Source organism: Streptomyces sp. NPDC002125 (genome assembly GCF_053593715.1).
On sequence record NZ_JBSFDD010000004.1, the window covers coordinates 1 to 23,118 of the forward strand.

Here is a 23,118-nt window from a genome sequence, read left to right on the forward strand (position 1 = left end):
ACGCCCGGCGAGCGGACCGCGTCCGACAGCGGGGAGTAGGCGAACCAGCCGAAGTCGGCCGCACCCTGCGGGGTGAGGAAGCCGGCCACCGCGATGAGCGAGCCGAAGAGGTACAGCCAGTAGGCCAGCATGTTCAGCCGCGGGAACGCCACGTCGGGCGCGCCGATCTGCAGCGGCATGATCCAGTTCGCGAATCCCGCGAACAGCGGCGTCGCGAACATCAGCAGCATGATCGTGCCGTGCATCGTGAACGCCTGGTTGAACTGCTCGTTCGAGATCAGCTGGTCACCCGGGCGCGCCAGCTCGGCACGCATCACGAGCGCCAGGACACCGCCGACGATGAAGAAGGCGAACGAGGTGATCAGATACAGCGTGCCGATCGTCTTGTGGTCGGTGGTGGTGAGCCACCTGATGACCACGTTCCCCGGCTGCCGACGCCGCACAGGCAGTTCGTCCTGGTAGGCGGCATCGGCTTCCACCGATACTGAGGGGCCCCTCGTCGTCACTGCGGCACTCCTTCGGTCGACGGCCGGTTGCGGACTCGGCGACCAGAATGGACTCCCCGCGGCGGTACCGCAGGTCATCTCGATGCGCACTGCACCGGTGGCTGGCAAAGGGCACTCCATTGGCCGATCGCCGTAATACCGGTGTTGACGCGGGTACCGCTCTCAGCCCTCGGCCCAGGCTCGCATCGCCTCCCGCGAGGGAAAGTCGGCCACGTCCTTGTCGAGCGGATCGTCGGTGTACTGGTGAATTCTCCAGTCCGCCTCGATCCTCGGCTTTCCCGCCTTTCCGTAGTCGGCGATCCAGAGTCCGTCCCCGGCGTACGAGGTCGTGTCGTGGGTGAGCCAGAAGGAGCGGTTGCAGTAGAGCAGGACTCGGTGACCGGGCCTCAGCCGCTTCACCTCGTGGATGAACCGGTCCTTGTCCGCGCTGCTCGCCCGGGTCCCCTCACCGGTCCTTTCCCAGTCGACGGCCAGCAGGTCGCCCGCGCGCTCCGGTGTCCTGTCGGCGAAGTGCGCCGCCTGTTCCTTCGCATGGCCCGGCCACAGGAAGTGGTAGAAGCCGACGATGCACCCGGCGTCCCTGGCACGTTTCACCTGGCCGTCGAGTTTCGGGTTGACGTAGGAACGGCCCTCGGTGGACTTGACGAAGACGAAATCCAGTCCGTCCGTATCGAAGTCGGTCTGGTAGGAGCTGACATCGACGCCGTGCAGCACGGGCACCGCCTCCAAGTGGGCATCACGATTCCGCTTATCTCCTCCATGCGTGCCCGCCTGGAGCGATCCCATCCGCCGCTCGGCTGCGGAACCGATTCGCCTGAGCCGGAATAGTGCGCGAACCCGGCGGGTTGGTGATCCGGCGAGACCGGTTTTTCGCAAGCAGTGGGCATCGGAAGGTCGTTTCATGAAGATCGGCATCATCGGGGCGGGACACATCGGCGGCAATCTGACGCGGCGCCTCACCGCGCTCGGGCACGAGGTTTCCGTCGCCAACTCCCGCGGGCCCGAGACCCTCAAGGAACTCGCCGAGGAGACGGGAGCGACTCCGGTCGCGTCGGCGGAGGCGGCACGCGGCACGCGGCGCGCGGATCGTCGTGGTGACCGTCCCGCTCAAGGCGGTCCCCGCTCTGCCCTCGGGCCTTCTCGACGGGGCGGCGGAGGACGTCGCCGTCATCGATACGGGCAACTACTATCCGCAGCGTGACGGGGCCATCCCGGCGATCGAGGACGGACTCCCCGAGAGCCGGTGGACCGAGCAGCAGATCGGCCACCCGGTCGTCAAGGCGTTCAACGGGACCTACGCGCAGGACATCCTCGACAAGGGCCTCCCCACGGGCACCCCCGGGCGTCAGGCCCTCCCGGTCGCCGGCGACGACGCGGCGGCCAAGCGGGCGGTCCGGGACCTGCTCGACGAGCTCGGGTTCGACAGCGTCGACACGGGTGGCCTCGACGAGTCGTGGCGCCAGCAGCCCGGCACACCGGTCTACGGGAACCGGGGCGACGCCGACGTCATCGCGAAGGCACTGGCCGAGGCCTCGCCGGAGCGCACCGCCGAGTGGCGCGCCTGAGCGAACGGGCGAAGACCCCTGGGCCGTGCGCACGCACGGCCCAGGGGTCCGGCCGCGGGCTCACCTCTCCGGCGGGAGACTGTCCATGAAGGAACTCACGGAGAACACGGCCCGGCCCGGCCCCGCGGGACCGTATCCGGGAGGCGAGGAGAGGCCGTACTCCTCCATGGTCGAGCGGTAGGCGTCGAGCAGCCGGATGTGGTACTCCAGCGGGGCGCCGTCGGGGTTGGTCTTTCCGAGGGGCGTGGTGGGCTCCGGGCACCAGGTGGTGAAGCGCGGGGTGATGCCCTGTGACATGAAGAAGCGCAGGCCTTCGGTGGTCGACGCGATCGCCTCGTCGACGGTCGTGAAGCCGAAGGGCTCGGCCATCTCCACTCCGGCGACGAAGTTGGGAATCACGTTGCGGGCGCCGAAGACGTCGGCGGAGTCCAGGATGCGGCGGTGCCACTCGTCCCGGCCGACGTAGCGTTCCTTGCCGGGGCAGTAGAGCTCGAACAGGCGGCGGTCCCACACCTCGTAGTTGGGGTGGTAGATCTTCACGCCGTAGTCGTGGAAGCGCCGGACGTCGTCCTTGGGGAGCGCCTGGGCGACGACCTTGCCGGTCCAGCGGCCGGGGAACCGCTCCTCGATGGCCTTGGCGTAGCTCCCGTAGAAGTCCGCCTCGTCCTTGCCCTGGAGCTTGGAGGTGATGGCGCCGCCGGTGAGCGTGTACGCCGAGGTGGTCTTCGCCGTGTCGTAGCGGTCGATGATCTCCAGTGCTTCCAGGACCTCGTCGACGTCCTTCACGCCGGTGTAGGGGCGGCCCGCCGCCTTGTGCTGGCGCCAGTTGTGGTTGATGTCGCAGTACTGGCACTCCTCCTTGGCGCCGAAGTACTGGCAGACCCGGAAGACGGTGAGGTAGATCAGATAGCCCCACTGGATGGTGGGTGCCACCTCCATGACGGACTTGCCGTTCTCCAGCGTGTGGCGGTAGTAGTCCGGCATCGGCGGCAGGCCCACGTCCGAGATGCGCGCGCCGTCCAGGTAGAGCCCGAGGACACCGTCGGCGTCCGCCGCGACACGGTACGGCGAGGCGGGGTTGACCCGTACCGACACGACCGTGCGACGCAGGTCGTAGGGCCCGCCCGTGAGCACGATCTCCTCGGGCGGCCTGCGCAGGGCGGCAGCTCCGAGTTCGGGCAGGGTGCCGTGGTCGAACGAGAAGATGAAGTACGACTTCGGCTTGATGTCGCCGTGTTCGTTGTCGCTGAGCGCGGACTCGTCGAACGCCATCCCGCCCCGCAGCAGGTCCTCCTTGAGGACCGCCTCTCTCGGCACATGCGGGAACCGCTCCATGAGCTCCTCGACCAGACGCGTCCGCTCACCGCTCGTCGCGGCGGTGCGGGTGTGGCCGGGCTGAGTGGGGCTTGGCATGTTCGGGCTCCTGGGGTCCGGTGCTCTGAGCACGATCGCGTGTACGACACACTGTCCAACGAACCAGCATCGCAGGCCGTTCGCACACGGTCCGTCCGGGGTCCGTCAGGCGCCCGGGCGGCAGAGGACGAGGAGTACCGCCCATGCCCCGCACCATGTCGGTGTCGGACAGCGTTCTGATCCACGCGGCCCCGTCGGCCGTGTACGAAGCGGTGAGCGATCCCACCGCGATGGGGCGCTGGAGCCCGGAGAACCTCGGCGCCAGGGTGCTCGGGGAGCGCCGGAGCGCCCATGCCGGCATGGTCTTCGAGGGCCGCAACAGGCGCGGCCCCTTCCGCTGGACGACCAGGTGCACGGTGACGGCCGCCGACCCGGGCCTCCGGTTCGCCTTCCGTGTGCACGCGATAGGGGTCCGCCGTCCCCTGCTGCCCGGGGCCATCGCCCTGTGGGAGTACCGCTTCGAGGAGGTCGAGGGACGCACCCGGGTCACGGAGATCTGGACGGACGACCGGCGGACGTGGCCCGATCCGCTGGCCAACGCCTTCGACCGGGTGGCGACGCGTGGGCATACGTTCGCGGAGTTCCAGCGGGGGAACATCCGCACGACCCTGGAGCGTCTCAAGGCGGCGCTGGAGCAGGACGGCCCCCGGACGGGCGGCCGCGAGGAGGGCGACACCGGCCGTCGGTGAGCCTTGGGCCGGGTACGGGAGTACGCGGGCGAGGGCGCCGCGTTCAGCGTGCCGCAGGTCCTTCCGCGCCCCAGTGCGACGGCCGGGTCAGGGCGGGCGGCAGCCGGGTCTCGGCGTCGCCCTTCGCCGCGTTGATCTGGGCCTGGGTGAGGTAGAGCGCCCCGGTGAGGTCCGCGCCGGACAGGTCCGCGTCCCGGAGGTCGGCGCCGATGAGCTCCGCGCGCCGCAGGTCCGCGCCGCGCAGGTCGGCCGCGATGAGGTAGGCGCCGCGCAGTCCGGCTCCGCGCAGGTCGGCACCGGAGAGCCGGGCTCCCATGAGGTCGGCACCCCGGTGGCGGCTCTTCCCGCGCCGGGGGACGGTGGCCCGTTCCAGTTCGGCGGCGCGCAGCAACAGCGGTGCCACCGCGTCCCGGTGTGCGGACACGTCCAGCTCCGCGAGTTCCCGGGAGGGGCGGTGGGTGAGGCGTTCCGTGCTGTCGAGGGCGTCGCGGAGGTCGTCGGCGAGGGGTGCGGCGGCGGGCAGGGTGAGCGCCTCGGTGAGGTACGCGAGCAGTTCGTGGAGCTGGCGCATCACGGGGAAGACCCGGAACATCTCCTGGGCGGTCTCCGGGGCCGAGCGCCAGTCCTGGCCCGCATAGGTCTCCTGGGAGACCTTCTGGCCCGCGCCGAAGCAGTCGTACACGGTGCAGCCGGAGAAGCCTTCCGGCCGCAGCCGGGTGTGTATGCCGCAGCGGAAGTCGTCCGCCAGATTGGGGCAGGGGGTACCGGCGTCCTTGTCGATCGCGAAGTCCGCCGACACGGTGAGCGTCAGGGCTACGCAGCACAGCCCGAAGCAGTTCGCGCAGTCGGCGCGCAGGGCGGCACGGCCGGTGACGGGCAGGGCCTTCGGGTGGTCGTCGGACACGTGCGCGGTTCCTCCGTGGTGTGCGGTGCTCGCCGAGCCTATCGCTGTACCGGGACCGGAGGTTGCGGCCACTGTCGGTGGGCGGGCGCACACTGGGCACAGGATCGGACACCGGTGAAGGGGGCAGGCATGGGTGGTGCGCGGGAGAGCGGCTTCGAGCCCGCGACCGGGGACGGCCGGGCGGACTCCCGGCCACCGGGCGGGCGGGCCGGAGAGGTGCGGACCGCCTTCGAGGGGATGCTCCAGATCAGGCGGCTGACCCGTGCGGAATGCGCCGATCCCGAGGGTGCGCCCGCGCCGTGGGAGCTGCACCGCCCGGTGCGGGCCGTGGCGCTGTCCCTGGAAGCGGCGGGGATACCCGCGTCGGCCGTGGGTCCGTCCGGGGAGCGTACGGCCACCGGGTACCGGGTGTGCGCGGGCGAGACTCCTGGCTCGGTCCGGGTCGAGTGGGCCGGTCCTCCGGGCAGCGGTGCCGTCCATGAAGAGGAGGAGGCCCTGACGGGGTGTGTGACGGTGCTGCGGAGCCTGGGCTGGACGGCGCTGCTCTACCGCGGGCCTCGCCGGCGCCGGTACGTCGAGGTCGAACCGCCGTCAGGGGAGCGCTTCTGAGGCGTCCGCCGCCTCTCGGCCGCGCCTTCTCCGTGGCTTCTTCCGCACCGTCAAAGGGGCGTTGTCAGACCCATGGGGGATGCTTGACGGTCCGACACCTCTGACCGGGAGATGCTGAGATGCACCAAGCAGAATTCGCCGCGGCCCAGGCGTACGTCCGTTTACTGGCGGCCACGCGTGCCGCGCTCGCCGACCCGGCGGACGGCCCGCTCTACATGCCGTTGCTGGCCTCTCCGATCCAGGAGGCCGATGAGGCACTGAGGAGCGCCGGACTCTCGGGCAACGAGGACCGGTTCTTCGCCCTCGTGCGTCAGCTCCGGCCGAGCCTGAGCGGCTCCGGTCACTGACCTCCCGATCGCGGTGGGCGCTGCACCAGGGGCCGGTCGCCCCGCTGGAGCGCCCACCGCGGCGGCGCGCACTACCTGCCGGTGTACATGAGCGAGCCCGGCGTGGTGAGGAGCTCGCCCGTCTCGAGCCAGGTCTTGAGGCCGGAGAGGATCATCGGCCAGCCGCCGTACAGCTCCTCGTTCGCACCCTCGCGCAGCTCGTCGTGGGTGACGGTCAGCCGGCAGGAGTCGCCGATGGGCTCGATCTCCCACGTGATGCGGGTCGGGCCCTCGCTCCTCACCTCGTCGCTCCAGAGGGCCACCATGGTCTGTACGAGCCTGCGCGGCGGTTCGACCTCCAGATTCCGGCCCTCGCCGAGCATGCCCGGAGCGCCGGCCGGCCCCATCTCGAAGCGTGAGCCCTCCGTCCAGTCGGAGACGACGCGGGCGCCGAAGTTGTACTTGCTTCTGATCTCGGGATCGGTGATCGCCTCCCAGAGGCGCTCGGGAGTCGTACGGATGTAGATCTCGAAGACCTTCTCCATGGCATTCTCCAGTCGGCTCTTGAGGTCGCTGAGCCCCGCGGCCCAGGGCTCCGCGTACTTGCTCACCCACCGGTCGTGGACGAGCCGGATGGGCACCGGGTTCAGGAAGTGGAGCTTCTCCCGCCCGCGCCGTCGCGTGACGACCAGGCCCGCCGCCTCCAGCAGCTTGAGGTGCTTCATCACGGCGAACCGCGTCATGTCGAAGCGGGCCTCCAGCGCACTCAGTGTCTGCCCGTCCTCGCGGAAGAGCTCGTCGAGAAGACTGCGCCGCGTCGGGTCCGCCAGAGCTTTGAACACCGCGTCCATATGTCCAAAATATGTGACCTTTCGGTCACCTGTCAATGCTCGCAAGCCATCCGGAAGCCCCTCATCAGGGCTGATGAATTGATTCAAGTCAAGAAGAAACCTGACGAGCTGCTTGACTGGCAGCACCGCTCAAACCTAGCGTACGTTCCGGATGAAACGATTCACATCCCCGATCCTGACCGGTCGCCGGATGACTCTGCTTACGAGGTGTTCATGTCTGATGTGTCGGCCGTCAAGGCAGCTCTGAAGTCTCAGGTCATCGAGACGCCGTCCTGGGGTTACGGCAACTCCGGGACCCGCTTCAAGGTCTTCGCCCAGCCCGGGGTCCCCCGTGACCCGTTCGAGAAACTGGCGGACGCCGCGCAGGTGAACGCGTACACCGGGGTGGCCCCCAAGGTGTCGCTGCACATCCCGTGGGACAGGGTCGAGGACTACGCCGCACTGACCCGGCATGCCGAGGACCTCGGGCTGCGGATCGGTGCCATCAACTCCAACGTCTTCCAGGACGACGACTTCAAGCTGGGCTCGGTCACCCACCCGGACCCGAAGGTCCGGCGCAAGGCCGTCGACCACCTGCTCGAGTGCGTCGACATCATGGACGCCACCGGATCGCCCGATCTCAAGCTGTGGTTCTCGGACGGCACCAACTACCCCGGCCAGGACGACATCGCGGGGCGCCAGGACCGGCTGGCCGAGGCGCTCGGCGAGGTGTACGAGCGCCTCGGCGACGACCAGCGGATGCTGCTGGAGTACAAACTCTTCGAGCCCGCCTTCTACACCACCGACGTCCCGGACTGGGGCACGGCGTACGCCCACTGCCTCAAGCTCGGGCCGAAGGCCCAGGTCGTCGTGGACACCGGTCACCACGCGCCGGGCACCAACATCGAGTTCATCGTGGCGTTCCTGCTGCGCGAGGGGAAGCTCGGCGCGTTCGACTTCAACTCCCGCTTCTACGCGGACGACGACCTGATGGCGGGCGCAGCCGACCCGTTCCAGCTGTTCCGGATCATGCACGAGGTGACCAAGAACGGCGGCCTGAAGACCGAGACCAACGTCAACTTCATGCTCGACCAGTGCCACAACATCGAGGCCAAGATCCCGGCGGTGATCCGCTCGGTCACCAATGTCCAGGAAGCGACCGCGAAGGCGCTGCTGATCGACGCCGGGGCCCTGGCCGAGGCCCAGCGCTCCGGCGATGTCCTCGCCTCCAACGGAGTGCTGATGGACGCGTTCAACACGGACGTACGCCCGTTGCTCGCCGAGGTCCGCGAGGAGCTCGGTCTGGCGGCCGACCCGTTCGCGGCCTATCTCGCCTCCGGCAACCAGGAGCGCATCGCCGCCGACCGCGTCGGCGGGGAGCAGGCCGGCTGGGGCGCCTGAGCCCCGCTCGCCCGCCTCCGCACTCCAGCAGCACCCGCCCGTCCCCACTCTCTTCCCGAAGGAACCCTCATGACGTCCGCGACGCACGCCGAAGTTGCCGCGCTCCTGGAGCGCGCCCACCGGATCGGCTCCGACCCCCGCAACACCAACTACGCAGGCGGCAACGCGTCGGCCAAGGGCACCGAGACCGACCCGGTCACGGGTGGCGAGGCCGAGCTGCTCTGGGTCAAGGGCTCGGGAGGCGACCTCGGCACGCTCACCGAGGCCGGTCTCGCCGTGCTCCGGCTGGACAGGGTGCGCGCGCTCAAGGACGTGTATCCGGGGGTGGAGCGCGAGGACGAGATGGTTTCGGCGTTCGACTACTGCCTGCACGGCAAGGGAGGCGCGGCTCCGTCCATCGACACGGCGATGCACGCGCTGGTCGAGGCCGCGCACGTCGACCATCTGCACCCGGACTCCGGGATCGCGCTGGCGTGCGCCGCCGACGGCGAGAAGCTGACCGCCGAGTGCTTCGGTGACAAAGTGGCCTGGGTGGGCTGGCGCCGGCCGGGCTTCCAGCTCGGTCTGGACATCGCGGCCGTCAAGGAGGCGAACCCGCAGGCCGTGGGTGTGATCCTGGGCGGTCACGGCATCACGGCCTGGGGCGACACGTCCGAGGAGTGCGAGCGCAACGCCCTCTGGATGATCCGCACCGCCGAGACGTTCCTGGAGGAGCGCGGCAAGGCCGATCCGTTCGGCCCGGTGCTTCCCGGCCGGGAGGCGCTGGACGCCGCGGCGCGACGGGAGCGGGCCGCGGCCCTGGCTCCGGTGATCCGCGGGATCGCGTCCACGGACCGCCCTCAGGTGGGGCACTTCACCGACGCGGCGCCCGTGCTGGACTTCCTCTCGCGTGCGGAGCACCCCCGCCTCGCCGCTCTCGGCACGTCCTGTCCCGACCACTTCCTCCGTACGAAGGTCAGCCCGCTGGTCCTCGACCTGCCGGCGGACGCACCGCTGGAGGAGGCGGTGGCCCGGCTCCAGGTGCTCCACGAGGAGTACCGCGAGGCGTACCGCGCGTACTACGAGCGCCACGCGGCCCCCGACTCGCCCGCGATGCGCGGTGCGGACCCGGCGATCGTGCTGGTGCCGGGTGTCGGCATGTTCTCGTTCGGCAAGGACAAGCAGACGGCGCGGGTCGCCGGTGAGTTCTACCTCAACGCCATCAATGTGATGCGCGGCGCCGAGGCCGTCTCCGCGTACGCGCCGATCGAGGAGTCCGAGAAGTTCCGCATCGAGTACTGGGAGCTGGAGGAGGCGAAGCTCCGCCGGATGCCGAAGCCGAAGGCGCTCGCATCCCGGGTCGCGCTGGTCACCGGCGCGGGGTCGGGGATCGGCAAGGCCATCGCGCACCGGCTCGTCGCGGAGGGCGCGTGTGTCGTGGTAGCCGACCTGGACGCCGGGAACGCGGCCGCCGTGGCCGAGCAGCTCGGCGGGCCCGACAAGGCCGTCGCGGTGACGGTCGACGTCACGTCCGAGGAGCAGATCGCCGAGGCGTTCAAGGCCGCGTCCCTCGCCTTCGGTGGTGTGGACCTGGTCGTGAACAACGCCGGAATCTCCATTTCCAAGCCGCTGCTGGAGACCACGGCCAAGGACTGGGACCTCCAGCACGACATCATGGCGCGCGGCTCGTTCCTGGTGTCCCGTGAGTCGGCACGGGTGATGCGGGCGCAGGGTCTGGGTGGCGACATCGTCTACATCGCGTCCAAGAACGCCGTGTTCGCCGGCCCGAACAACATCGCGTACTCGGCCACCAAGGCGGACCAGGCGCACCAGGTGCGGCTGCTGGCGGCCGAACTGGGCGAGCACGGCATCCGGGTCAACGGGGTCAACCCGGACGGGGTGGTGCGTGGTTCGGGGATCTTCGCCGCCGGGTGGGGCGCGCAGCGCGCAGCGACGTACGGCATCGAGGAGGAGAAGCTCGGCGAGTTCTACGCCCAGCGCACGATCCTCAAGCGCGAGGTGCTCCCCGAGCATGTCGCCAATGCCGTCTTCGCGCTGACCGGTGGGGAGCTCACCCACACCACCGGACTCCACATTCCCGTCGACGCCGGTGTGGCGGCGGCCTTCCTTCGCTGACCGAGTGCCACCGCGCCGCGCCCCGGCAGCTGTTCCACGGACCCTCCGGGGCGCGGCGCCGCCCTGATCGGATGAGATTTCCATGTCTGCGACTTCACGACACGACCCGGTGTTCGCCGCGGTGGACCTGGGGGCCACCAGTGGCCGGGTGATCACCGGCAGGGTGGGCCCCGACGAACTGGTGCTGACCGAGGCGCACCGCTTCGCCAACACCCCGGTCCGGCTCCCCGACGGGCTGCGGTGGGACGTACTCGCCCTGTTCCAGGGGATCCTGGACGGCCTGGGCGCCGCGGCGCGCACCGGTCCCGTCACCTCGGTGGGCATCGACACCTGGGCCGTGGACTACGGCCTCCTCGATGCCGGGGGGTCGCTGCTCGGCATCCCGTTCCACTACCGCGACGACCGCAACGCCGCAGCTGCCGAGGAGGTGCTCGCCGGGATCGGGGCGCAGGAGCTGTACGGCGTCGGAGGGCTGCAGCACCTGCCGTTCAACACGCTCTTCCAGCTCGCGGCCCACCGGACGACGGCCCAGTGGCCGGCGGCGCGCACGCTGCTGCTGATGCCGGATCTGCTGGTGTACTGGCTGACGGGGTCGGTGGGCGCGGAGGTGACCAACGCGTCGACGACGGGTCTGTTCGACGCGCGTTCCGGGCGCTGGTCCGATGAGCTGATGGAGCGGCTGGGACTGGACCGTTCGCTGTTCCCCGCCCTGCGCGAGCCGGGCGAGCGTGCGGGAACCCTGCTGCCGCACGTCGCCGGTCTCACGGGTCTGCCCGAGAGCACACCGGTGACGACGGTGGCCTCGCACGACACGGCGTCCGCCGTGGCGGCCGTTCCCGCGACGGAGCCGGGATTCGCCTATGTGTCCTGCGGTACCTGGTCGTTGGCCGGTCTGGAGCTGGACGCGCCGGTGCTGACGGAGGCGTCCCGGGCCGCGAACTTCACCAATGAGCGCGGGGTGGACGGCACCGTGCGCTATCTCCGCAACATCATGGGGATGTGGCTGCTCGAGGAGTGCCGTCGCACGTGGGACCGCGAGGGTACGCCGACGAGCCTGGCCGGGCTGCTCGCGGACGCGGCGCGCGCCCAGCCGTTCGCCTGCGTGATCGACCCGGACGATCCCGGTTTCCTGGCGCCCGGTGACATGCCCGCGCGGATCGACGCCGCTCTCGCCCGGACGGGGCAGGCCGTCCCGGACGGTCCCGGCGGATATGTGCGGTGCGTGCTGGAGAGCCTGGCGCTGGCCCACCGCAGGACCCTGCGCGAGGCCGCCGGGCTGGCGGGGTGCGAGCTGACCCGCATCCATCTCGTCGGCGGCGGCTCGCGGAACGAGCTGCTCTGCCAGTGGACCGCCGACGCGACCGGGCTGCCGGTCACGGCGGGGCCCGCGGAGGCCACGGCGCTCGGCAATGTGCTGGTCCAGGCGCGGGCCCACGGGCTGGTCGGCGGGCTCTGGGAGATGCGTCAGCTGGTCGCGCGCACCCAGGAGCTGCGTCACTACAGCCCGCGGGGGGATCTGGGGGCGTGGGACAGGGCCGCAGAGCGGCTGTCCGTCCGCGTCTGAGCGCCCGCGCCTCACACGGCTCGGGGCGCCGGCCGTCTGGCTCCGGCCGTCTGGCTCCGGCCGGGGAAGCAGGCCTGCGGATGCCGGACTGCGGATGCCGGCCCCCGCCTCGGCCCGTCGAGCGGGCCTGGGTGCGGGGGCCCTCGCCCAAGGGCTGCCGCCCGGGCCGTCCGCGCGGCCCGGCGTCAGAGGGAGGACAGCCCGAGTTCCTGGTCGCCGAGCGGCTCGAAGTGACGGGCGACCTGGTCGGCCGTGACCTCACCGAGCTCGGCGGGGTTCCAGCGCGGGGTCCGGTCCTTGTCGATGATCCGCGCCCGGACGCCCTCCACGAGGTCGTGCCCGGCGAAGGCCCGGCAGGAGACGCGGAACTCCTGGTCGAGGACGGCTTCGAGGCCGCCGAGCCCCTTGGCGCGCCGTACGGCGGCCAGGGTGACCTTGAGCGCCGTGGGTGACAGGGCCTGGAGTTGGGCGGCGGTCTCTTTCGCCGCGGCCGGTCCGCTGTTCGCGAGCCGGTCGATGATCTCCTCGACGGTGTCCGCTGCGTAGCAGTCGTCGATCCAGGTTCGCTGCTCGGCGAGCTCCCCCGGCGGGGCATCGGTCGCGAAACTCCGCACGGTGTCCGTCACCTCGGCGGGCGTGGTGACCCGGGCGAGCGCGCTGGTGAGGCCGGCGAGGCGGTGCGAGGGAATGTAGTGGTCGGCCAGCCCGCACAGGATGGCGTCCGCCGCCTCCACGGCGCGGCCGGTGAGTGCCAGATGGGTGCCGAGTTCCCCGGGCGCCGCCGCGAGCAGATGCGTACCGCCCACGTCGGGGACGAACCCGATGCCGGTCTCGGGCATCGCGACGCGGGAACGCTCGGTGACCACCCGCACGTCTCCGTGGGCGGACACCCCCACCCCGCCGCCCATCACGATGCCGTCCATGAGCGCGACGTACGGCTTCGGGAACCTGGCGATCCGGGCATTGAGCCGGTACTCGTCACGCCAGAAGCCGACGGAGGCACTGCGGCCCGCGCGGGCGTCCTCGTAGATCGAGCGGATGTCGCCGCCCGCACACAGGCCCCGCACACCGGCCCCGGCGATCAGTACGGCCGTGACCGTGTCGTCGGCGGCGGCCCGGGCGAGCGCTTCGTCTACGGCGCGCACCATGGTGTGAGTGAGCGCGTTGAGTGCCCGGGGGCGGTTGAGGGTGATGTGCAGGACGGGGCCCTCGGTGTGCAGCAGGACGGGCTCGTCGTCGTTCATAGGTGCGCTCCGGTCAGCCGTGGACGATCTCTGCGTGCCATTCTGCGACGGGCGCCACGGGCTCCTGGCCCCGGGTGTGCCGTGTGACCGCTGTGGCAGTACCGCACCACGGGCTCGACAATTGAGATCCACGGGCCGCGACGTCCAGCAGCCCCGCCGGACGACCTCCGGAGCAGGCATGAGCGACTCTTCACGGCGAGCAGACGACGACGCGTCGTCGCGGCTCCGGATCGACCGGCGCCGCGCCGGTGGGACGGGTACTGCGGAGCGGCTCGCCCTGAACCGCACCGGCAGCTTCGAATGGGATCTGGACGCGCGGACCCTGGACGTCGACGAGGCGGGCCTGCTGGTCTTCGGCCTGGATCCCGCGACCTTCGACTCGCGGCCGTCGGCCGTCGTCGAGCGGCTGGACGCCAGTGAGCGGTCCCGGCTGGACGGTGAGATCGACGAGGCGATCTCCGGCGGGAGCAACTCCTACAGCGTCCACTTCCAGGTGCCGCTGGACGACGGGACCCTCCAGTGGACGCACGTCCAGGCCCGGATCCTGCGCTCGAAGGACGGCCGGGCACACCGAGTCATCGGTGTGGTGCGGGACGCGACGGCCGAGGTCACCCATTCGGCCTTCGTGCTGGATCTGGAAGAGCGCCGCCGCCGCCAGACGAGCATCGTCGAACGCACCACCACGGCGCTGTCACGCGCGGTGACCGTGGACGACGTCACCGCGGCCCTCACCGGGCCGGGCGGGCTGGTCGGGATCGGCGCGGACGGACTGGCGCTCGGCCTGGTGGACAACTCCACGCTGAACATCATCGCGTTGAGCGGCGATTCCGTGGAGGTCCTGGAGGGGCTGGGCTCCGGGCAGCTCGACGCGACCCGTCCTCTGGGGGAGACGATCCTGAGCGGGCGCCCCCGGTTCATCACCTCGCTGGACGCGCTGGTCCGGCGCTATCCGGTGCTCGAACCCCACATCGGTGAGCTCAATTTCCGGGCCGTGGCGTATCTTCCGCTGATCGCGCAGGCGCGCCCGCTGGGCGGTCTCGCCCTCTTCTACCGTGACCGCGCGGTGTTCAACGCGGACGAGCGGATCCTCTGCCTGGGGCTGGCCGCCATCGTGGCGCAGTCGCTCCAGCGGGCGATCCTCTTCGACGAGGAGCGCGAATTCGCCACGGGGCTCCAGTCGGCCATGCTCCCCCGCCGGATCCAGAAGATCGAGGGCGGCGAGATCGCGGTCCGCTATCACGCGGCGTGGAGCGGGCGCGAGGTCGGCGGGGACTGGTACGACGTGATCACGCTCCCCCGGGACCGTATCGGCGTGGTGGTGGGCGATGTGCAGGGGCACGACACGCACGCGGCCGCGATCATGGGCCAGCTGCGCATCGCCCTGCGCGCGTACGCGGCGGAGGGGCATCCCCCGGCGACCGTCATGGCCCGGGCCTCCCGGTTCCTCGCAGAGCTGGACACCGACCGCTTCGCGACGTGTACGTACGCTCAGGCGGACCTGGCCACCGGTGCGGTGCGAGTGTCGCGGGCCGGACACTTCGGCCCGCTGATCAGGCACACCGACGGGCGGGTCGGCATTCCTCAGGTGCGGGGTGGACTGCCGCTGGGGATCTCCACGGACTTCCGTGACGAGGAGTTCCCCGAGACCCGTCTCGACCTGGTGCCGGGCGAGACCCTGGTGCTGTACACCGACGGACTGGTGGAGGAACCGGGTGCCGATGTCGACGCGGGTGTGGCGGCACTCATCCACGAGGTGAGCGACGGGCCCGACGGGGCCGAGGCGCTGGCCGACCATCTGTCCGACCGGCTGTGGGAACGCTGGGGGTCGGGCGACGACGTGGCCCTGCTGGTGCTGAGGCGCAGTCCGGACATCGGATCACCACTGGCCCCGCGACTGCACCAGTACATCCACCAGGCGGACCCGCAGGGGCTGTCGGAGGCACGCTCGATCGTGCGTCAGGCACTGAAGGACTGGGACCTGGCCGGGCTGGCGGACGACGCGGAGCTGGTCACCGGGGAGTTGCTCGTCAATGTGCTGCTGCACACGGAGGGCGGTGCGGTGCTGACGCTCGAAGTGCTGCCGGAGCCCGTTCGGCGCATCAGGCTGTCGGTACAGGACCGCTCCAGCGTCTGGCCGAGACGGCGCACTCCCGGCGAGACGTCGACCTCCGGGCGCGGCCTGCTGCTGCTGGACGCCGTCGCCCAGCGCTGGGGCATCGAACCCCGGGGCGAGGGCAAGGCGGTCTGGTGCGAGATCGGTCCCCCGCCGCAGCCGTAGGAATTCCACCCCGGCCAGGAGACTTCGGCCGTTCCGGAACGCAACGGGGGCGTACCGCATCGGAGATGACGCGGTACGCCCCCGCCCCGGCGTTCCGGTCCCGAGGCGTTCCCGCCGCGGGCCCGGACTGCCGGAGGACGCGTCAGTGCTGCACGCTGCGGCGCTTACGGACGGACCACAGGATGCCGCCTCCGGCGAGGAGGACGGCGAGCGCGGCTCCACCGATCACGGGCGTCGCGGACGACGAACCGGTCTCGGCCAGGTCGGGCGCGCTGCTGCTCGGCTCGGCGGGCGCGGGCGCGGCCTCCGTGGCGGTCTCGCTCGGCGTCGCGCTGGGCGCGGGGGCCTCGGGCGTCGCCGGCTCGGTGCCCGGAGTCTCCGAGGGGGCTTCCTCGGTCGGGGTGGCCGACGGAGTGGTCTCCTCGCACACCGGGGCGACCTTGGTCTGGTCGACGGAGTACTTGTCGCTGTCACCGGCCTTGACGACGAGGCGGACGGTCAGCTCCTTGTCGTGCTTCGGGAGCTGGAGCGGCGTCTTCGTGCTGAAGTCCCTGCCGAACTCGGTGGTGGGGAGCAGCACATCGCCGCCGACCACGGAAACGGTCACCTGGTTGGCGACGTCCTTCGAGTACTGCGTCAGATTGAGCGTCACTTCGGAGCAGGTCACGGCCCAGGTGGGGGTGTGAGCTGCGGCCGGGCCCGCGGAGAGGACTCCGCCTGCCAGGCCGACTACCGCAGCGGCCGCGAATGCTCCCGCGCCACGCCACGATCTCCTGGGTATGGTCATGGATTCTTCCTCCATATGAGTTCACCGCTGAATGGCGGTGGGGCGCACAGTACTGCCCCCTGCTCCCGGGGGGCGCAGCGGCCCCACACTTCGCCCACGCCGTACTCACACCTCAACCACACTCACATCAGTGCCACTTGTGACATGACGGACACACGCAGGATGGCCGGAATACGCCCCGTCACCGGGTCCACCGGCTGTCGACGTGGCGGTACTCAGAGGGCCTTGTGCATGATGTGCAGCCCCACATAGCCCTTGGCGGGGTGGTTGAACCCCTCGGGGAGGGTCCCGATGATGTCGAATCCGAGGGAGCGGTACAGCCCCACGGCATGGAAGTTCGTCTCCACGACGGCGTTGAACTGCATGGCGCGATAGCCCTGCGCACGCGCCCACTCCACCGTGTACTCGCACAGGGCCCGGCCGACGCCCCGGCCGGAGTGCTCCGGGTCCACCATGTAGCTGGCGCTGGCGATGTGCGAGCCGTTGCCCATGTGGTTCCGGTTCATCTTGGCCGTGCCGAGGACGGAACCGGTGTCGTCGACCGCGACCACCGTACGGTTCGGCTCCGCCAGGAGCCACCAGTCCTGGGCCTGCTCCCGGCTCAGGTCCTCGGGGTAGGTGAAGGTCTCCCCGGCGGCGACGATGTCGTGGAAGAACGGCCAGATGGCGGGCCAGTCCTCGGCGGTGGCTTCTCTGATCAGCATGCGGCAAAGACTGCCGTTGAGGGCGGTCGCCCCGCAATCGCTTTAGCGCTCTCTCCGCGGTGGCCGGCTCAGTCCGATCCGGGCGAGCAGTCCCCGCCCGGAACCCGGCCGCGGGCCCGGAGGCGAACCGGGTCGTCCCCCCGCTCGCGAGCCGGGGCGGCGGAGCGTTCCGCCGGCCGTCCCGGACAGTTGCTGGGCCGCCGGCCCCGACACGGGTCCGGTGCCCGGCCGGGGAGCCGGGCGGATCTCACGCGCGCGGTCGAGCTCCAGCGTCAGATTGACCCGGCGCCACAGGATTTCGTCCGGATCGTCGGCCAGCATCAGCCTTGCCAGGGCCTCCCTCCCGGACAGGGAGGCGGGGCGGCCGTACACGGAGACGGGACGCATCCGCGCGAGTTGGGCACGCTCGTAGGGGTCGTCCACCACCTCCGCGAGCTGGACCGGATCCAGGGCGGTGGCCTGCAACGCGGCGCGTGCCCATGGGTCCTCCGTACGGCTGAGCAGCCTGTCGACCCTGCGTGAACGCCAGTTGCGCGCACGCCGGTCGGTGCCGGCGTTGAGCATGGCCCGCATCCCGTCCGGGCTCCTCCCTCCGACCAGGCCGGGTTCTCGCGCGGCGAAGGCGAGGAGGTCGTCCACGAGATAGAGCCAGACCACCGCGCGGTAGCGGTTGAGGTAGAAGGCGACCGGCGTGAGGCACCCGATGCGTGCGAGGCCGGTGAAGCGCACGGGACTGACGCCGAGCAGTGCGGCGCCCTCCGCCGTGCCCGCTGTGCGCACGCGGTCCCGGAGCGATTCGGGAAAGCCCGGCTCGGCGCGCAGCCGGTCGATCTCCCGCTGACGGACCCGGGGCCTCGCCCCGCTCGTCGCCGGTTCCGCACCGATCAGCCCCAGGTGTACGGCGATCTCGAATTCTCCGTGCTTCAACATCAGTTCCTGGGCCGCGCGTCCTGCCGGCACGCACACCGCCGTCGCGTCCGTGGTGTGCGTGCGCGTGGATTCCGTAACGGTCATGGCCGTCCTCCCCCGTGAGGTCGAATACTCTCCGTGACCACGGTAACTCCGGGGGAAACTCTTCGCCCTGCCCTGTGGACAACTTCCCGTCGCCCATGGAACGCGCAGGTCAGAGACGGTCGAGGCGGTCAGCTCCCTGGCGTACCGTCACGCCGAGGTGCTCGCCCACGCGGTTGACCAGCAGTGTCATCTCGTAGGCGACCTGCCCGACATCGGCCTCGGCGGCGGTCAGCACACACAGGCAGCTGCCGTCCCCGGCCGCCGTCACGAAGAGCAGCGCCTCGTCGAACTCCACCATGGTCTGACGTGCTCTTCCCGCGCCGAAGTGCCGCCCCGAGCCGCGGGCCAGACTCTGGAGCCCGGACGAGACCGCCGCCAGGTGCTCGGCGTCCTCCCGGGCCAGACTCGTACTCGCTCCGGTCACCAGCCCGTCGTTCGACAGCACGAGCGCGTGCCGGATGTGCTCCACCCGGCTCGTGAGGTCGTCAAGAAGCCAGTCGAGTCCCCGGTCCAGCGCCATCTGCTCGTCCTCCCCGTTCATATGTTCCCCGCATTCCGCGCAAGCCTTGCGCACGGCTCCCCTGCGGGCAAGCGCCTCCCCACCCCGGGGGCGTTGCTTCGCGCCACGTGCCGAGCCCTGTCCCGAGGGGCGCATACGGGCGCACGGAATGGGCACGGAGGCACGGCGAGGAGCGTCCTGCCTCACTCGTGGCCGGGCCGGGCGCCCCCGACGTGCCTGGCATCACTCCGCCCCCGATGCCTGGCCCACCGAGTCGAGGAGCCGGGCCGTGTGCATCCGCCCGGCGTACTCGACCATCCGGATCAGGACCTCCTTGCCCGAGGCGCGGTCGCGCGCGTCGCAGAGGACCACCGGTGTGCCGCTGTCCAGGTCGAGGGCCCGCGAGACATCGGCCTCCGCATAGGTCCGCGCGCCCGAGAAGCAGTTGACGGCGACGACGAAGGGGATGCGGCGGTGCTCGAAGTAGTCGACGGCCGGGAAGCAGTCCTCCAGCCGCCGGGTGTCCGCCAGCACGACCGCCCCGAGAGCGCCCTGCGACAGCTCGTCCCAGAGGAACCAGAACCGGTCCTGCCCCGGCGTGCCGAAGAGGTACAGCGAAAGCCCGGACCGGATGGTGATGCGCCCGAAGTCCATGGCGACGGTCGTGGTGGTCTTCTGGTCCACCCCGCCGGTGTCGTCGACGGACTGTCCGGCCTCGCTGAGGAGTTCCTCGGTCCGCAGGGGACGGATCTCGCTCACCGCGCCGACCAGAGTGGTCTTGCCGACGCCGAAGCCGCCGGCCACCAATATCTTCAGGGCGAGGGCCGTGGAGTCTCCGGACTCTTCCTCAACCGTGCTGTCCACATGCTCGGAGGACATCGATCACTTCTCTCGCGAGTGCCATCAGTAGGGGCGACAGCATGGCAATCAGTGGCGGCCGCCGAGGAGGGTGAACAGTTTTTGACGTATGTGTCCGGACTGCTTCGATCAGCGCCCGGACGGCTTCGGTATTCGTCTTGAGAGGGCAGCGCACATGACGATTACGGAAGTCCTCAGAGGGCCCGGAGGCCGTCGATGACCTCGCGCAGGATGCGCTCGTCGGGCAGCTGGGCGGGCGGTACGGGCCTGCTGACCCGTACGCAGCCGGCTTCGAGCAGATCGCCCAGGAGCACCCGCACCACGCCCACCGGCAGGTCGGCGTCCGCCGAGAGCTCCGCGACCGACTGGGTCTCGTCGCGGCAGAGAGCGAGCAGGGACCGGTGCTCGGGCCCCAGCAGAGCCTCACCGTCCGGTGGGCCGTCGTCCGCCGCCACGAGGGCGATCAGGTCGAAGCGCACCCCGCTGGGTCCCGGCTTCGTCCGGCCGCCCGTGACGGCGTAGGGGCGGACCAGCGGGCCCGCCTCCGCGTCGTACCACTGGCTGCCCGGCGCCTCGTCGTCCTCACCGGCCGCGAAGCCGTGGTGACCGCTGCCGTGCGGCGTACCGAACTCCCCGTCGTACGGGCGGCCGTACCCGCCGGTCAGGGCGTCCGGAGGTGGGCCGTACCCGCGGTCCGGCGGCACTCCGCCGTCGTTCATCCGCACGTGCCGTCCTCAGCCCGTCGCCGGCGGTCCGGCGAGCCTCACCGGGGTGGCGAGGTGTTCGCCCACCCGCTTCACCAGGCGTGCCATCTCGTACGCCACCAGGCCGATGTCCGCGAAGGCCGTGCTCAGGACGGCGAGGCAGGACCCGTCCCCCGCGGCCACGACGAAGAGGAAGCCGTCGTCCATCTCGACCATCGTCTGCCGCACGCCACCGGCGCCGAAATGCCGCCCGGTGCCCTTGGCCAGGCTGTTGAAGCCGGAGGCCACGGCCGCGAGGTGCTCCGCGTCCTCGCGGCTGAGTGCGTGGGACGCGCCGACGGCCAGACCGTCGTTGCTCAGGACGACCGCGTGCCGGATCTCGCCGACCCGGGCGACCAGATCGTCCAGCAGCCAGTCGAGTTCCCCGGAGCGCCGGGAAGCCCTCCCCGGCCTCTCGTTCACGATCATGTCGGGTCTCCTTCGCTGTGCTGCCTGAATGGGGATACGGATCCGCGTGCGGTGCGGCCCGGAGCGTTGGCCCCCGGTGCGGTCCCGCCTCCGCGGACCCATCCGTTTCGGTAGGCGGTCATGCGGTCCCGCGCCTGCTCGGGGGTGCGCTCGACCGTGGGCGCGGGCCCTGAGCCGTGCGGCTCCCGCCCCTCCGCCGCCGGCTGACGGCGCAGTTGGGGTACGAGGCTGGCCTGCCGGACGCGGCGCGGCAGTTCCCCGTCGTCGTCGGTGGAGCGGGCGCGGCGGTGCAGGGTGGTCACGGGCGCGGGGGCGGCGTCAGGCTCCGGGCGCGGCGCCGCCGGCGTGCGTGGTTCGAGTGCGGGCACGGCGACCGGGGCGGGGAACGCCGTGGGGCGTGGGCCCGCCGGTCCTGTCCGGCTGTTGTCATCCCTGGCCACCGTCGTCGAGTGGGCCTCGTCCTCGGCCGGGCCTGCCGGCTCGCCCTCCGGCAGGCTGCTCTGGAGGAGCGCGGTCGGCAGGAGCACCACGGCGGTCGTGCCGCCGTAGGCGGATGTGCGCAGCTGGACCTTGATGCGGTGGCGGGCGGAGAGCCTGCTGACCACGAAGAGGCCGAGCCGGTCGCTGTCGAAGAGGTCGAGGGTCTCGGACTGCTCGATGCGCCGGTTGGCCTCGCCGAGCAGTTCCTGCCCCATGCCGAGCCCACGGTCCTCGATCTCCAGGGCGTAGCCGTTGCCCACGGGTTCGCCGCTGATCCGCACCTTGGTGTGGGGCGGTGAGAACTGCGCCGCGTTCTCCACGAGTTCGGCCAGCAGATGGGTGAGGTCGGCGACGGCCGCGCCCTTCACTCCCGCGTCCGGCAGCGCCCGTACCTCCACGCGGGCGTAGTCCTCGATCTCCGAGACCGCCGCGCGCACGACGTTGGTCAGCGGTACGGGCATCCGCCAGGCGCGTCCCGGGGCGGCGCCGGAGAGGATGATCAGGCTCTCGGCGTGCCGTCTCATGCGGGTGGTGAGGTGGTCGAGGCGGAACAGGTCGCCGAGTTCGCCCGGGTCCTCCGCCCTGCGCTCCATCCCGTCGAGCAGGGCGAGCTGGCGGTGGACGAGGACCTGGCTGCGACGGGCCAGGTTGACGAAGACCCCGGAGATGCCGCTGGCGAGCTCGGCGCGTTCGACGGCGGCGTCGAGGGCGGCGCGGTGCACGGTGTCGAGTGCCTCGCCCACCTGACCGATCTCGTCGTGGGAGTGCCGTCCGGCCGGTGCCTCGGCGCCGACGTCGATCTCCTCGCCGGTACGCAGGCGTTGCATGGCGTGGGGCAGTTTGCGCCAGGCGATCTCCAGTGCGCTGTCGCGCAGGCTGACGAGTTCGACGACGAGCGCGCGGCCGATCCGTACGGAGATCACCAACGAGGCGGCGACGGCAAGGAATCCGAGGACGACGGCTGCTCCGGCGGGGCTGAACAGGGCCCGTATGAAGGCGCCCGCGCGGTCCGCGGCGCGGTCGCTCGCATCCGTCTCGATGGCGCGCAGCCCTGTGCGTATCTCGGCCGTGTCCCTCTCCCAGGCGGCGGTCGGCACCGCTTTCGCGGCACGGCGGCCGGACGGCGCCGCGAGCACGCTGTCCTCGGCGGCGGTGAGCCCGCGGTAGGCGCCCAGGCCGGTGAGGTTCTGCCATGCCCGGCCCGCTCGGGGCGGCAGATCGGCCGCCGCCGTCCCGGCCAGGCTGCGGCGGGTCGCGACGGCGCCGGTGAAGAGCCTCAGCTCTTCGCCGGCGAGCGTGCCGGTCAGTGCCGCGGACGCCAGCAGGGCTTCCTCGCGGGCCAGCATCTCCCCGCTGCGGCCCAGTTCGAGCAGGACCCGGGCCTCGGAACCGGTCTCGGCGTCCTGGATGCCGGTCAGGGCGCCGGACACCTCGAACCCCGCGGTGATGGCCTCGGTGTACCGGGCGTACGCGTCGGAGCCCGTGGCCGCGCCGTCCTCGGAGGGGTTCAGGAGCCCGGCGCGCAGGGTGCGGAGTTCCCGGGCCTTGTCCAGGAAAGTGCCCAGCCTGGCAGCGGCTTTCGCGGGAAGGAGGCCGGCGTCGGCGACGGTGTGGTCGTCGCCCAGGCTCAGCTCTCCCAGGGCGGCGTCCGTCCGCCCGGCCTGCCGCTTCAGGGCTGCGGCGTGGCCGGTACCGGGTGATGCCGACTGGCGCAGGGCGGCGGTGCGTTCGCCCTGGAGCGCGCTCACGGCCGCGGTGACGGGGGCCCGCACCACGGTGTCGACGCGCTGCACCTCGCGCAGGCGTGCCACGTCCTGTGCGGTGGTGACGGTGGCGAATCCCCAGAGTGCGAGCAGCGAGACGACGGGCACCATCAGCAGGGAGATGATCTTCGCACGTACGGTCCTGGGCCGGAGCGAGCCCCGCGCGGGCGGGTTTCCCTCGGGCCTCGGCGGTCCGGCCTCCCGGTCGGGACGTTCGTCCGCGGGCGGTCCGGCATGTGCGCGTCGTCCGCGCGGCGGTGTCACGGGCCGGCCGGTGTGCGCACCGGGGTCCGGGGTCGTCGTGCGGGGTGTGCGCATGGCCTCCTCGTTCCGGGTGGGGAGCTTTCCGCCCCGAATGCTGTGTACGACGAATGCTGTGTACGACGGGTGAACCGCG

The 23,118-nt window shown here is 71.2% G+C and carries 21 protein-coding genes and 1 pseudogene; 8 read left to right on the forward strand and 14 right to left on the reverse strand.

All coding sequences use genetic code 11. From position 1 onward, the window contains the following. A partial coding sequence (locus ACWCQM_RS08295; protein WP_450914498.1) for a cbb3-type cytochrome c oxidase subunit I occupies positions 1-506 on the reverse strand: 506 nt, incomplete at its 3' end. Positions 507-668: 162 nt separating this feature from the next. After that, a complete protein-coding gene (locus ACWCQM_RS08300) occupies positions 669-1,220 on the reverse strand; it encodes a glycoside hydrolase family 25 protein (protein WP_450914836.1) in 552 nt (183 codons plus the stop codon). A 187-nt stretch (positions 1,221-1,407) separates the two neighbouring features. On the opposite strand from ACWCQM_RS08300, the pseudogene ACWCQM_RS08305 reads away from it, so the two are divergent. Continuing rightward, positions 1,408-2,071 (forward strand): annotated as a pseudogene (locus ACWCQM_RS08305) (NADPH-dependent F420 reductase). A gap of 60 nt (positions 2,072-2,131) precedes the next feature. Here ACWCQM_RS08305 and ACWCQM_RS08310 read toward each other — a convergent pair. Next, entirely contained in the window at positions 2,132-3,484 is a 1,353-nt protein-coding gene (locus tag ACWCQM_RS08310; RefSeq protein WP_450914499.1) for a radical SAM protein, read from the reverse strand. Between the two features lie 143 nt (positions 3,485-3,627). Between ACWCQM_RS08310 and ACWCQM_RS08315 the strand changes: the two genes are divergently transcribed. Further along, positions 3,628-4,173, forward strand: a complete 546-nt coding sequence (locus ACWCQM_RS08315) for an SRPBCC family protein (RefSeq protein WP_450914500.1) — start codon at positions 3,628-3,630, stop codon at positions 4,171-4,173. A 43-nt stretch (positions 4,174-4,216) separates the two neighbouring features. Here the strand turns inward: ACWCQM_RS08315 and ACWCQM_RS08320 are convergent, their stop codons facing one another. Beyond that, complete coding sequence (locus tag ACWCQM_RS08320; protein ID WP_450914501.1) at positions 4,217-5,077, reverse strand: pentapeptide repeat-containing protein; 861 nt, start codon at positions 5,075-5,077, stop codon at positions 4,217-4,219. 129 nt (positions 5,078-5,206) lie between these two features. Between ACWCQM_RS08320 and ACWCQM_RS08325 the strand changes: the two genes are divergently transcribed. Both ACWCQM_RS08325 and ACWCQM_RS08330 read left to right on the forward strand, forming a co-directional pair. Next, a complete protein-coding gene (locus ACWCQM_RS08325; RefSeq protein ID WP_450914502.1) occupies positions 5,207-5,686 on the forward strand; it encodes a hypothetical protein in 480 nt (159 codons plus the stop codon). A gap of 119 nt (positions 5,687-5,805) precedes the next feature. Beyond that, complete coding sequence (locus ACWCQM_RS08330; RefSeq protein ID WP_450914503.1) at positions 5,806-6,033, forward strand: hypothetical protein; 228 nt, start codon at positions 5,806-5,808, stop codon at positions 6,031-6,033. 71 nt (positions 6,034-6,104) lie between these two features. Here ACWCQM_RS08330 and ACWCQM_RS08335 read toward each other — a convergent pair whose 3' ends face one another. Next, positions 6,105-6,863 (reverse strand): ArsR/SmtB family transcription factor, encoded by a 759-nt coding sequence (locus ACWCQM_RS08335; RefSeq protein WP_450914504.1) that lies wholly within the window; start codon positions 6,861-6,863, stop codon positions 6,105-6,107. Positions 6,864-7,076: 213 nt separating this feature from the next. Between ACWCQM_RS08335 and rhaI the strand changes: the two genes are divergently transcribed. The 3 genes from rhaI (at position 7,077) to ACWCQM_RS08350 (ending at position 11,922) form a co-directional block, all read left to right on the forward strand. Beyond that, a complete protein-coding gene (rhaI, locus tag ACWCQM_RS08340; RefSeq protein ID WP_450914505.1) occupies positions 7,077-8,243 on the forward strand; it encodes an L-rhamnose isomerase in 1,167 nt (388 codons plus the stop codon). A 69-nt stretch (positions 8,244-8,312) separates the two neighbouring features. After that, positions 8,313-10,358 (forward strand): bifunctional aldolase/short-chain dehydrogenase, encoded by a 2,046-nt coding sequence (locus ACWCQM_RS08345; RefSeq protein ID WP_450914506.1) that lies wholly within the window; start codon positions 8,313-8,315, stop codon positions 10,356-10,358. 82 nt (positions 10,359-10,440) lie between these two features. Beyond that, entirely contained in the window at positions 10,441-11,922 is a 1,482-nt protein-coding gene (locus ACWCQM_RS08350; protein WP_450914507.1) for a rhamnulokinase, read from the forward strand. A gap of 185 nt (positions 11,923-12,107) precedes the next feature. On the opposite strand, the gene ACWCQM_RS08355 is transcribed toward ACWCQM_RS08350, so the two are convergent. After that, on the reverse strand, positions 12,108-13,166 hold the full coding sequence (locus tag ACWCQM_RS08355; protein WP_450914508.1) for an enoyl-CoA hydratase/isomerase family protein: 1,059 nt from the start codon (positions 13,164-13,166) through the stop codon (positions 12,108-12,110). Positions 13,167-13,344: 178 nt separating this feature from the next. Here ACWCQM_RS08355 and ACWCQM_RS08360 point away from each other — a divergent pair, with 178 nt between their 5' ends. After that, positions 13,345-15,444, forward strand: coding sequence for a SpoIIE family protein phosphatase (locus tag ACWCQM_RS08360; RefSeq protein WP_450914509.1), 2,100 nt, complete (start codon positions 13,345-13,347; stop codon positions 15,442-15,444). A gap of 142 nt (positions 15,445-15,586) precedes the next feature. On the opposite strand, the gene ACWCQM_RS08365 is transcribed toward ACWCQM_RS08360, so the two are convergent. From ACWCQM_RS08365 to ACWCQM_RS08400, 8 genes are all read right to left on the reverse strand, one after another. Next, positions 15,587-16,231 (reverse strand): LAETG motif-containing sortase-dependent surface protein, encoded by a 645-nt coding sequence (locus ACWCQM_RS08365; protein ID WP_450914510.1) that lies wholly within the window; start codon positions 16,229-16,231, stop codon positions 15,587-15,589. A gap of 215 nt (positions 16,232-16,446) precedes the next feature. Beyond that, on the reverse strand, positions 16,447-16,935 hold the full coding sequence (locus ACWCQM_RS08370; RefSeq protein ID WP_450914511.1) for an N-acetyltransferase family protein: 489 nt from the start codon (positions 16,933-16,935) through the stop codon (positions 16,447-16,449). A gap of 42 nt (positions 16,936-16,977) precedes the next feature. Next, positions 16,978-17,949: a DUF6397 family protein gene (locus ACWCQM_RS08375; protein ID WP_450914512.1), complete on the reverse strand. Its 972-nt coding sequence runs from the start codon at positions 17,947-17,949 to the stop codon at positions 16,978-16,980. A 109-nt stretch (positions 17,950-18,058) separates the two neighbouring features. Beyond that, a complete protein-coding gene (locus ACWCQM_RS08380) occupies positions 18,059-18,469 on the reverse strand; it encodes a roadblock/LC7 domain-containing protein (protein ID WP_450914837.1) in 411 nt (136 codons plus the stop codon). Positions 18,470-18,691: 222 nt separating this feature from the next. Continuing rightward, positions 18,692-19,327 carry a GTP-binding protein gene (locus tag ACWCQM_RS08385; protein WP_073752282.1) on the reverse strand — a complete coding sequence of 212 codons (636 nt, stop codon included), beginning with the start codon at positions 19,325-19,327 and terminating at the stop codon, positions 18,692-18,694. A gap of 173 nt (positions 19,328-19,500) precedes the next feature. Then, the gene (locus ACWCQM_RS08390; protein WP_450914838.1) at positions 19,501-19,839 is read right to left on the reverse strand and encodes a DUF742 domain-containing protein; all 339 of its coding nucleotides are present in this window, start codon (positions 19,837-19,839) and stop codon (positions 19,501-19,503) included. 201 nt (positions 19,840-20,040) lie between these two features. After that, entirely contained in the window at positions 20,041-20,478 is a 438-nt protein-coding gene (locus tag ACWCQM_RS08395) for a roadblock/LC7 domain-containing protein (protein ID WP_450914513.1), read from the reverse strand. Further along, positions 20,475-23,039: a sensor histidine kinase gene (locus ACWCQM_RS08400; RefSeq protein WP_450914514.1), complete on the reverse strand. Its 2,565-nt coding sequence runs from the start codon at positions 23,037-23,039 to the stop codon at positions 20,475-20,477. The genes ACWCQM_RS08395 and ACWCQM_RS08400 overlap by 4 nt, the downstream gene beginning before the upstream one ends. Between the last annotated feature and the right edge of the window lie 79 nt (positions 23,040-23,118).

What these genes read in the sequence shown, in the direction of transcription:
- ACWCQM_RS08360 (WP_450914509.1), top strand. Translation starts at nt 13,345, where the DNA reads ATGAGCGACTCTTCACGGCGAGCAGACGACGACGCGTCGTCGCGGCTC.
- ACWCQM_RS08370 (WP_450914511.1), bottom strand. Translation starts at nt 16,935, where the DNA reads ATGCTGATCAGAGAAGCCACCGCCGAGGACTGGCCCGCCATCTGGCCG.
- ACWCQM_RS08310 (WP_450914499.1), bottom strand. Translation starts at nt 3,484, where the DNA reads ATGCCAAGCCCCACTCAGCCCGGCCACACCCGCACCGCCGCGACGAGC.
- ACWCQM_RS08400 (WP_450914514.1), bottom strand. Translation starts at nt 23,039, where the DNA reads ATGCGCACACCCCGCACGACGACCCCGGACCCCGGTGCGCACACCGGC.
- ACWCQM_RS08355 (WP_450914508.1), bottom strand. Translation starts at nt 13,166, where the DNA reads ATGAACGACGACGAGCCCGTCCTGCTGCACACCGAGGGCCCCGTCCTG.
- ACWCQM_RS08385 (WP_073752282.1), bottom strand. Translation starts at nt 19,327, where the DNA reads ATGTCCTCCGAGCATGTGGACAGCACGGTTGAGGAAGAGTCCGGAGAC.
- ACWCQM_RS08365 (WP_450914510.1), bottom strand. Translation starts at nt 16,231, where the DNA reads ATGACCATACCCAGGAGATCGTGGCGTGGCGCGGGAGCATTCGCGGCC.
- ACWCQM_RS08330 (WP_450914503.1), top strand. Translation starts at nt 5,806, where the DNA reads ATGCACCAAGCAGAATTCGCCGCGGCCCAGGCGTACGTCCGTTTACTG.
- ACWCQM_RS08380 (WP_450914837.1), bottom strand. Translation starts at nt 18,469, where the DNA reads ATGGCGCTGGACCGGGGACTCGACTGGCTTCTTGACGACCTCACGAGC.
- ACWCQM_RS08375 (WP_450914512.1), bottom strand. Translation starts at nt 17,949, where the DNA reads ATGACCGTTACGGAATCCACGCGCACGCACACCACGGACGCGACGGCG.
- ACWCQM_RS08395 (WP_450914513.1), bottom strand. Translation starts at nt 20,478, where the DNA reads ATGATCGTGAACGAGAGGCCGGGGAGGGCTTCCCGGCGCTCCGGGGAA.
- rhaI (WP_450914505.1), top strand. Translation starts at nt 7,077, where the DNA reads ATGTCTGATGTGTCGGCCGTCAAGGCAGCTCTGAAGTCTCAGGTCATC.
- ACWCQM_RS08335 (WP_450914504.1), bottom strand. Translation starts at nt 6,863, where the DNA reads ATGGACGCGGTGTTCAAAGCTCTGGCGGACCCGACGCGGCGCAGTCTT.
- ACWCQM_RS08350 (WP_450914507.1), top strand. Translation starts at nt 10,441, where the DNA reads ATGTCTGCGACTTCACGACACGACCCGGTGTTCGCCGCGGTGGACCTG.
- ACWCQM_RS08315 (WP_450914500.1), top strand. Translation starts at nt 3,628, where the DNA reads ATGCCCCGCACCATGTCGGTGTCGGACAGCGTTCTGATCCACGCGGCC.
- ACWCQM_RS08325 (WP_450914502.1), top strand. Translation starts at nt 5,207, where the DNA reads ATGGGTGGTGCGCGGGAGAGCGGCTTCGAGCCCGCGACCGGGGACGGC.
- ACWCQM_RS08345 (WP_450914506.1), top strand. Translation starts at nt 8,313, where the DNA reads ATGACGTCCGCGACGCACGCCGAAGTTGCCGCGCTCCTGGAGCGCGCC.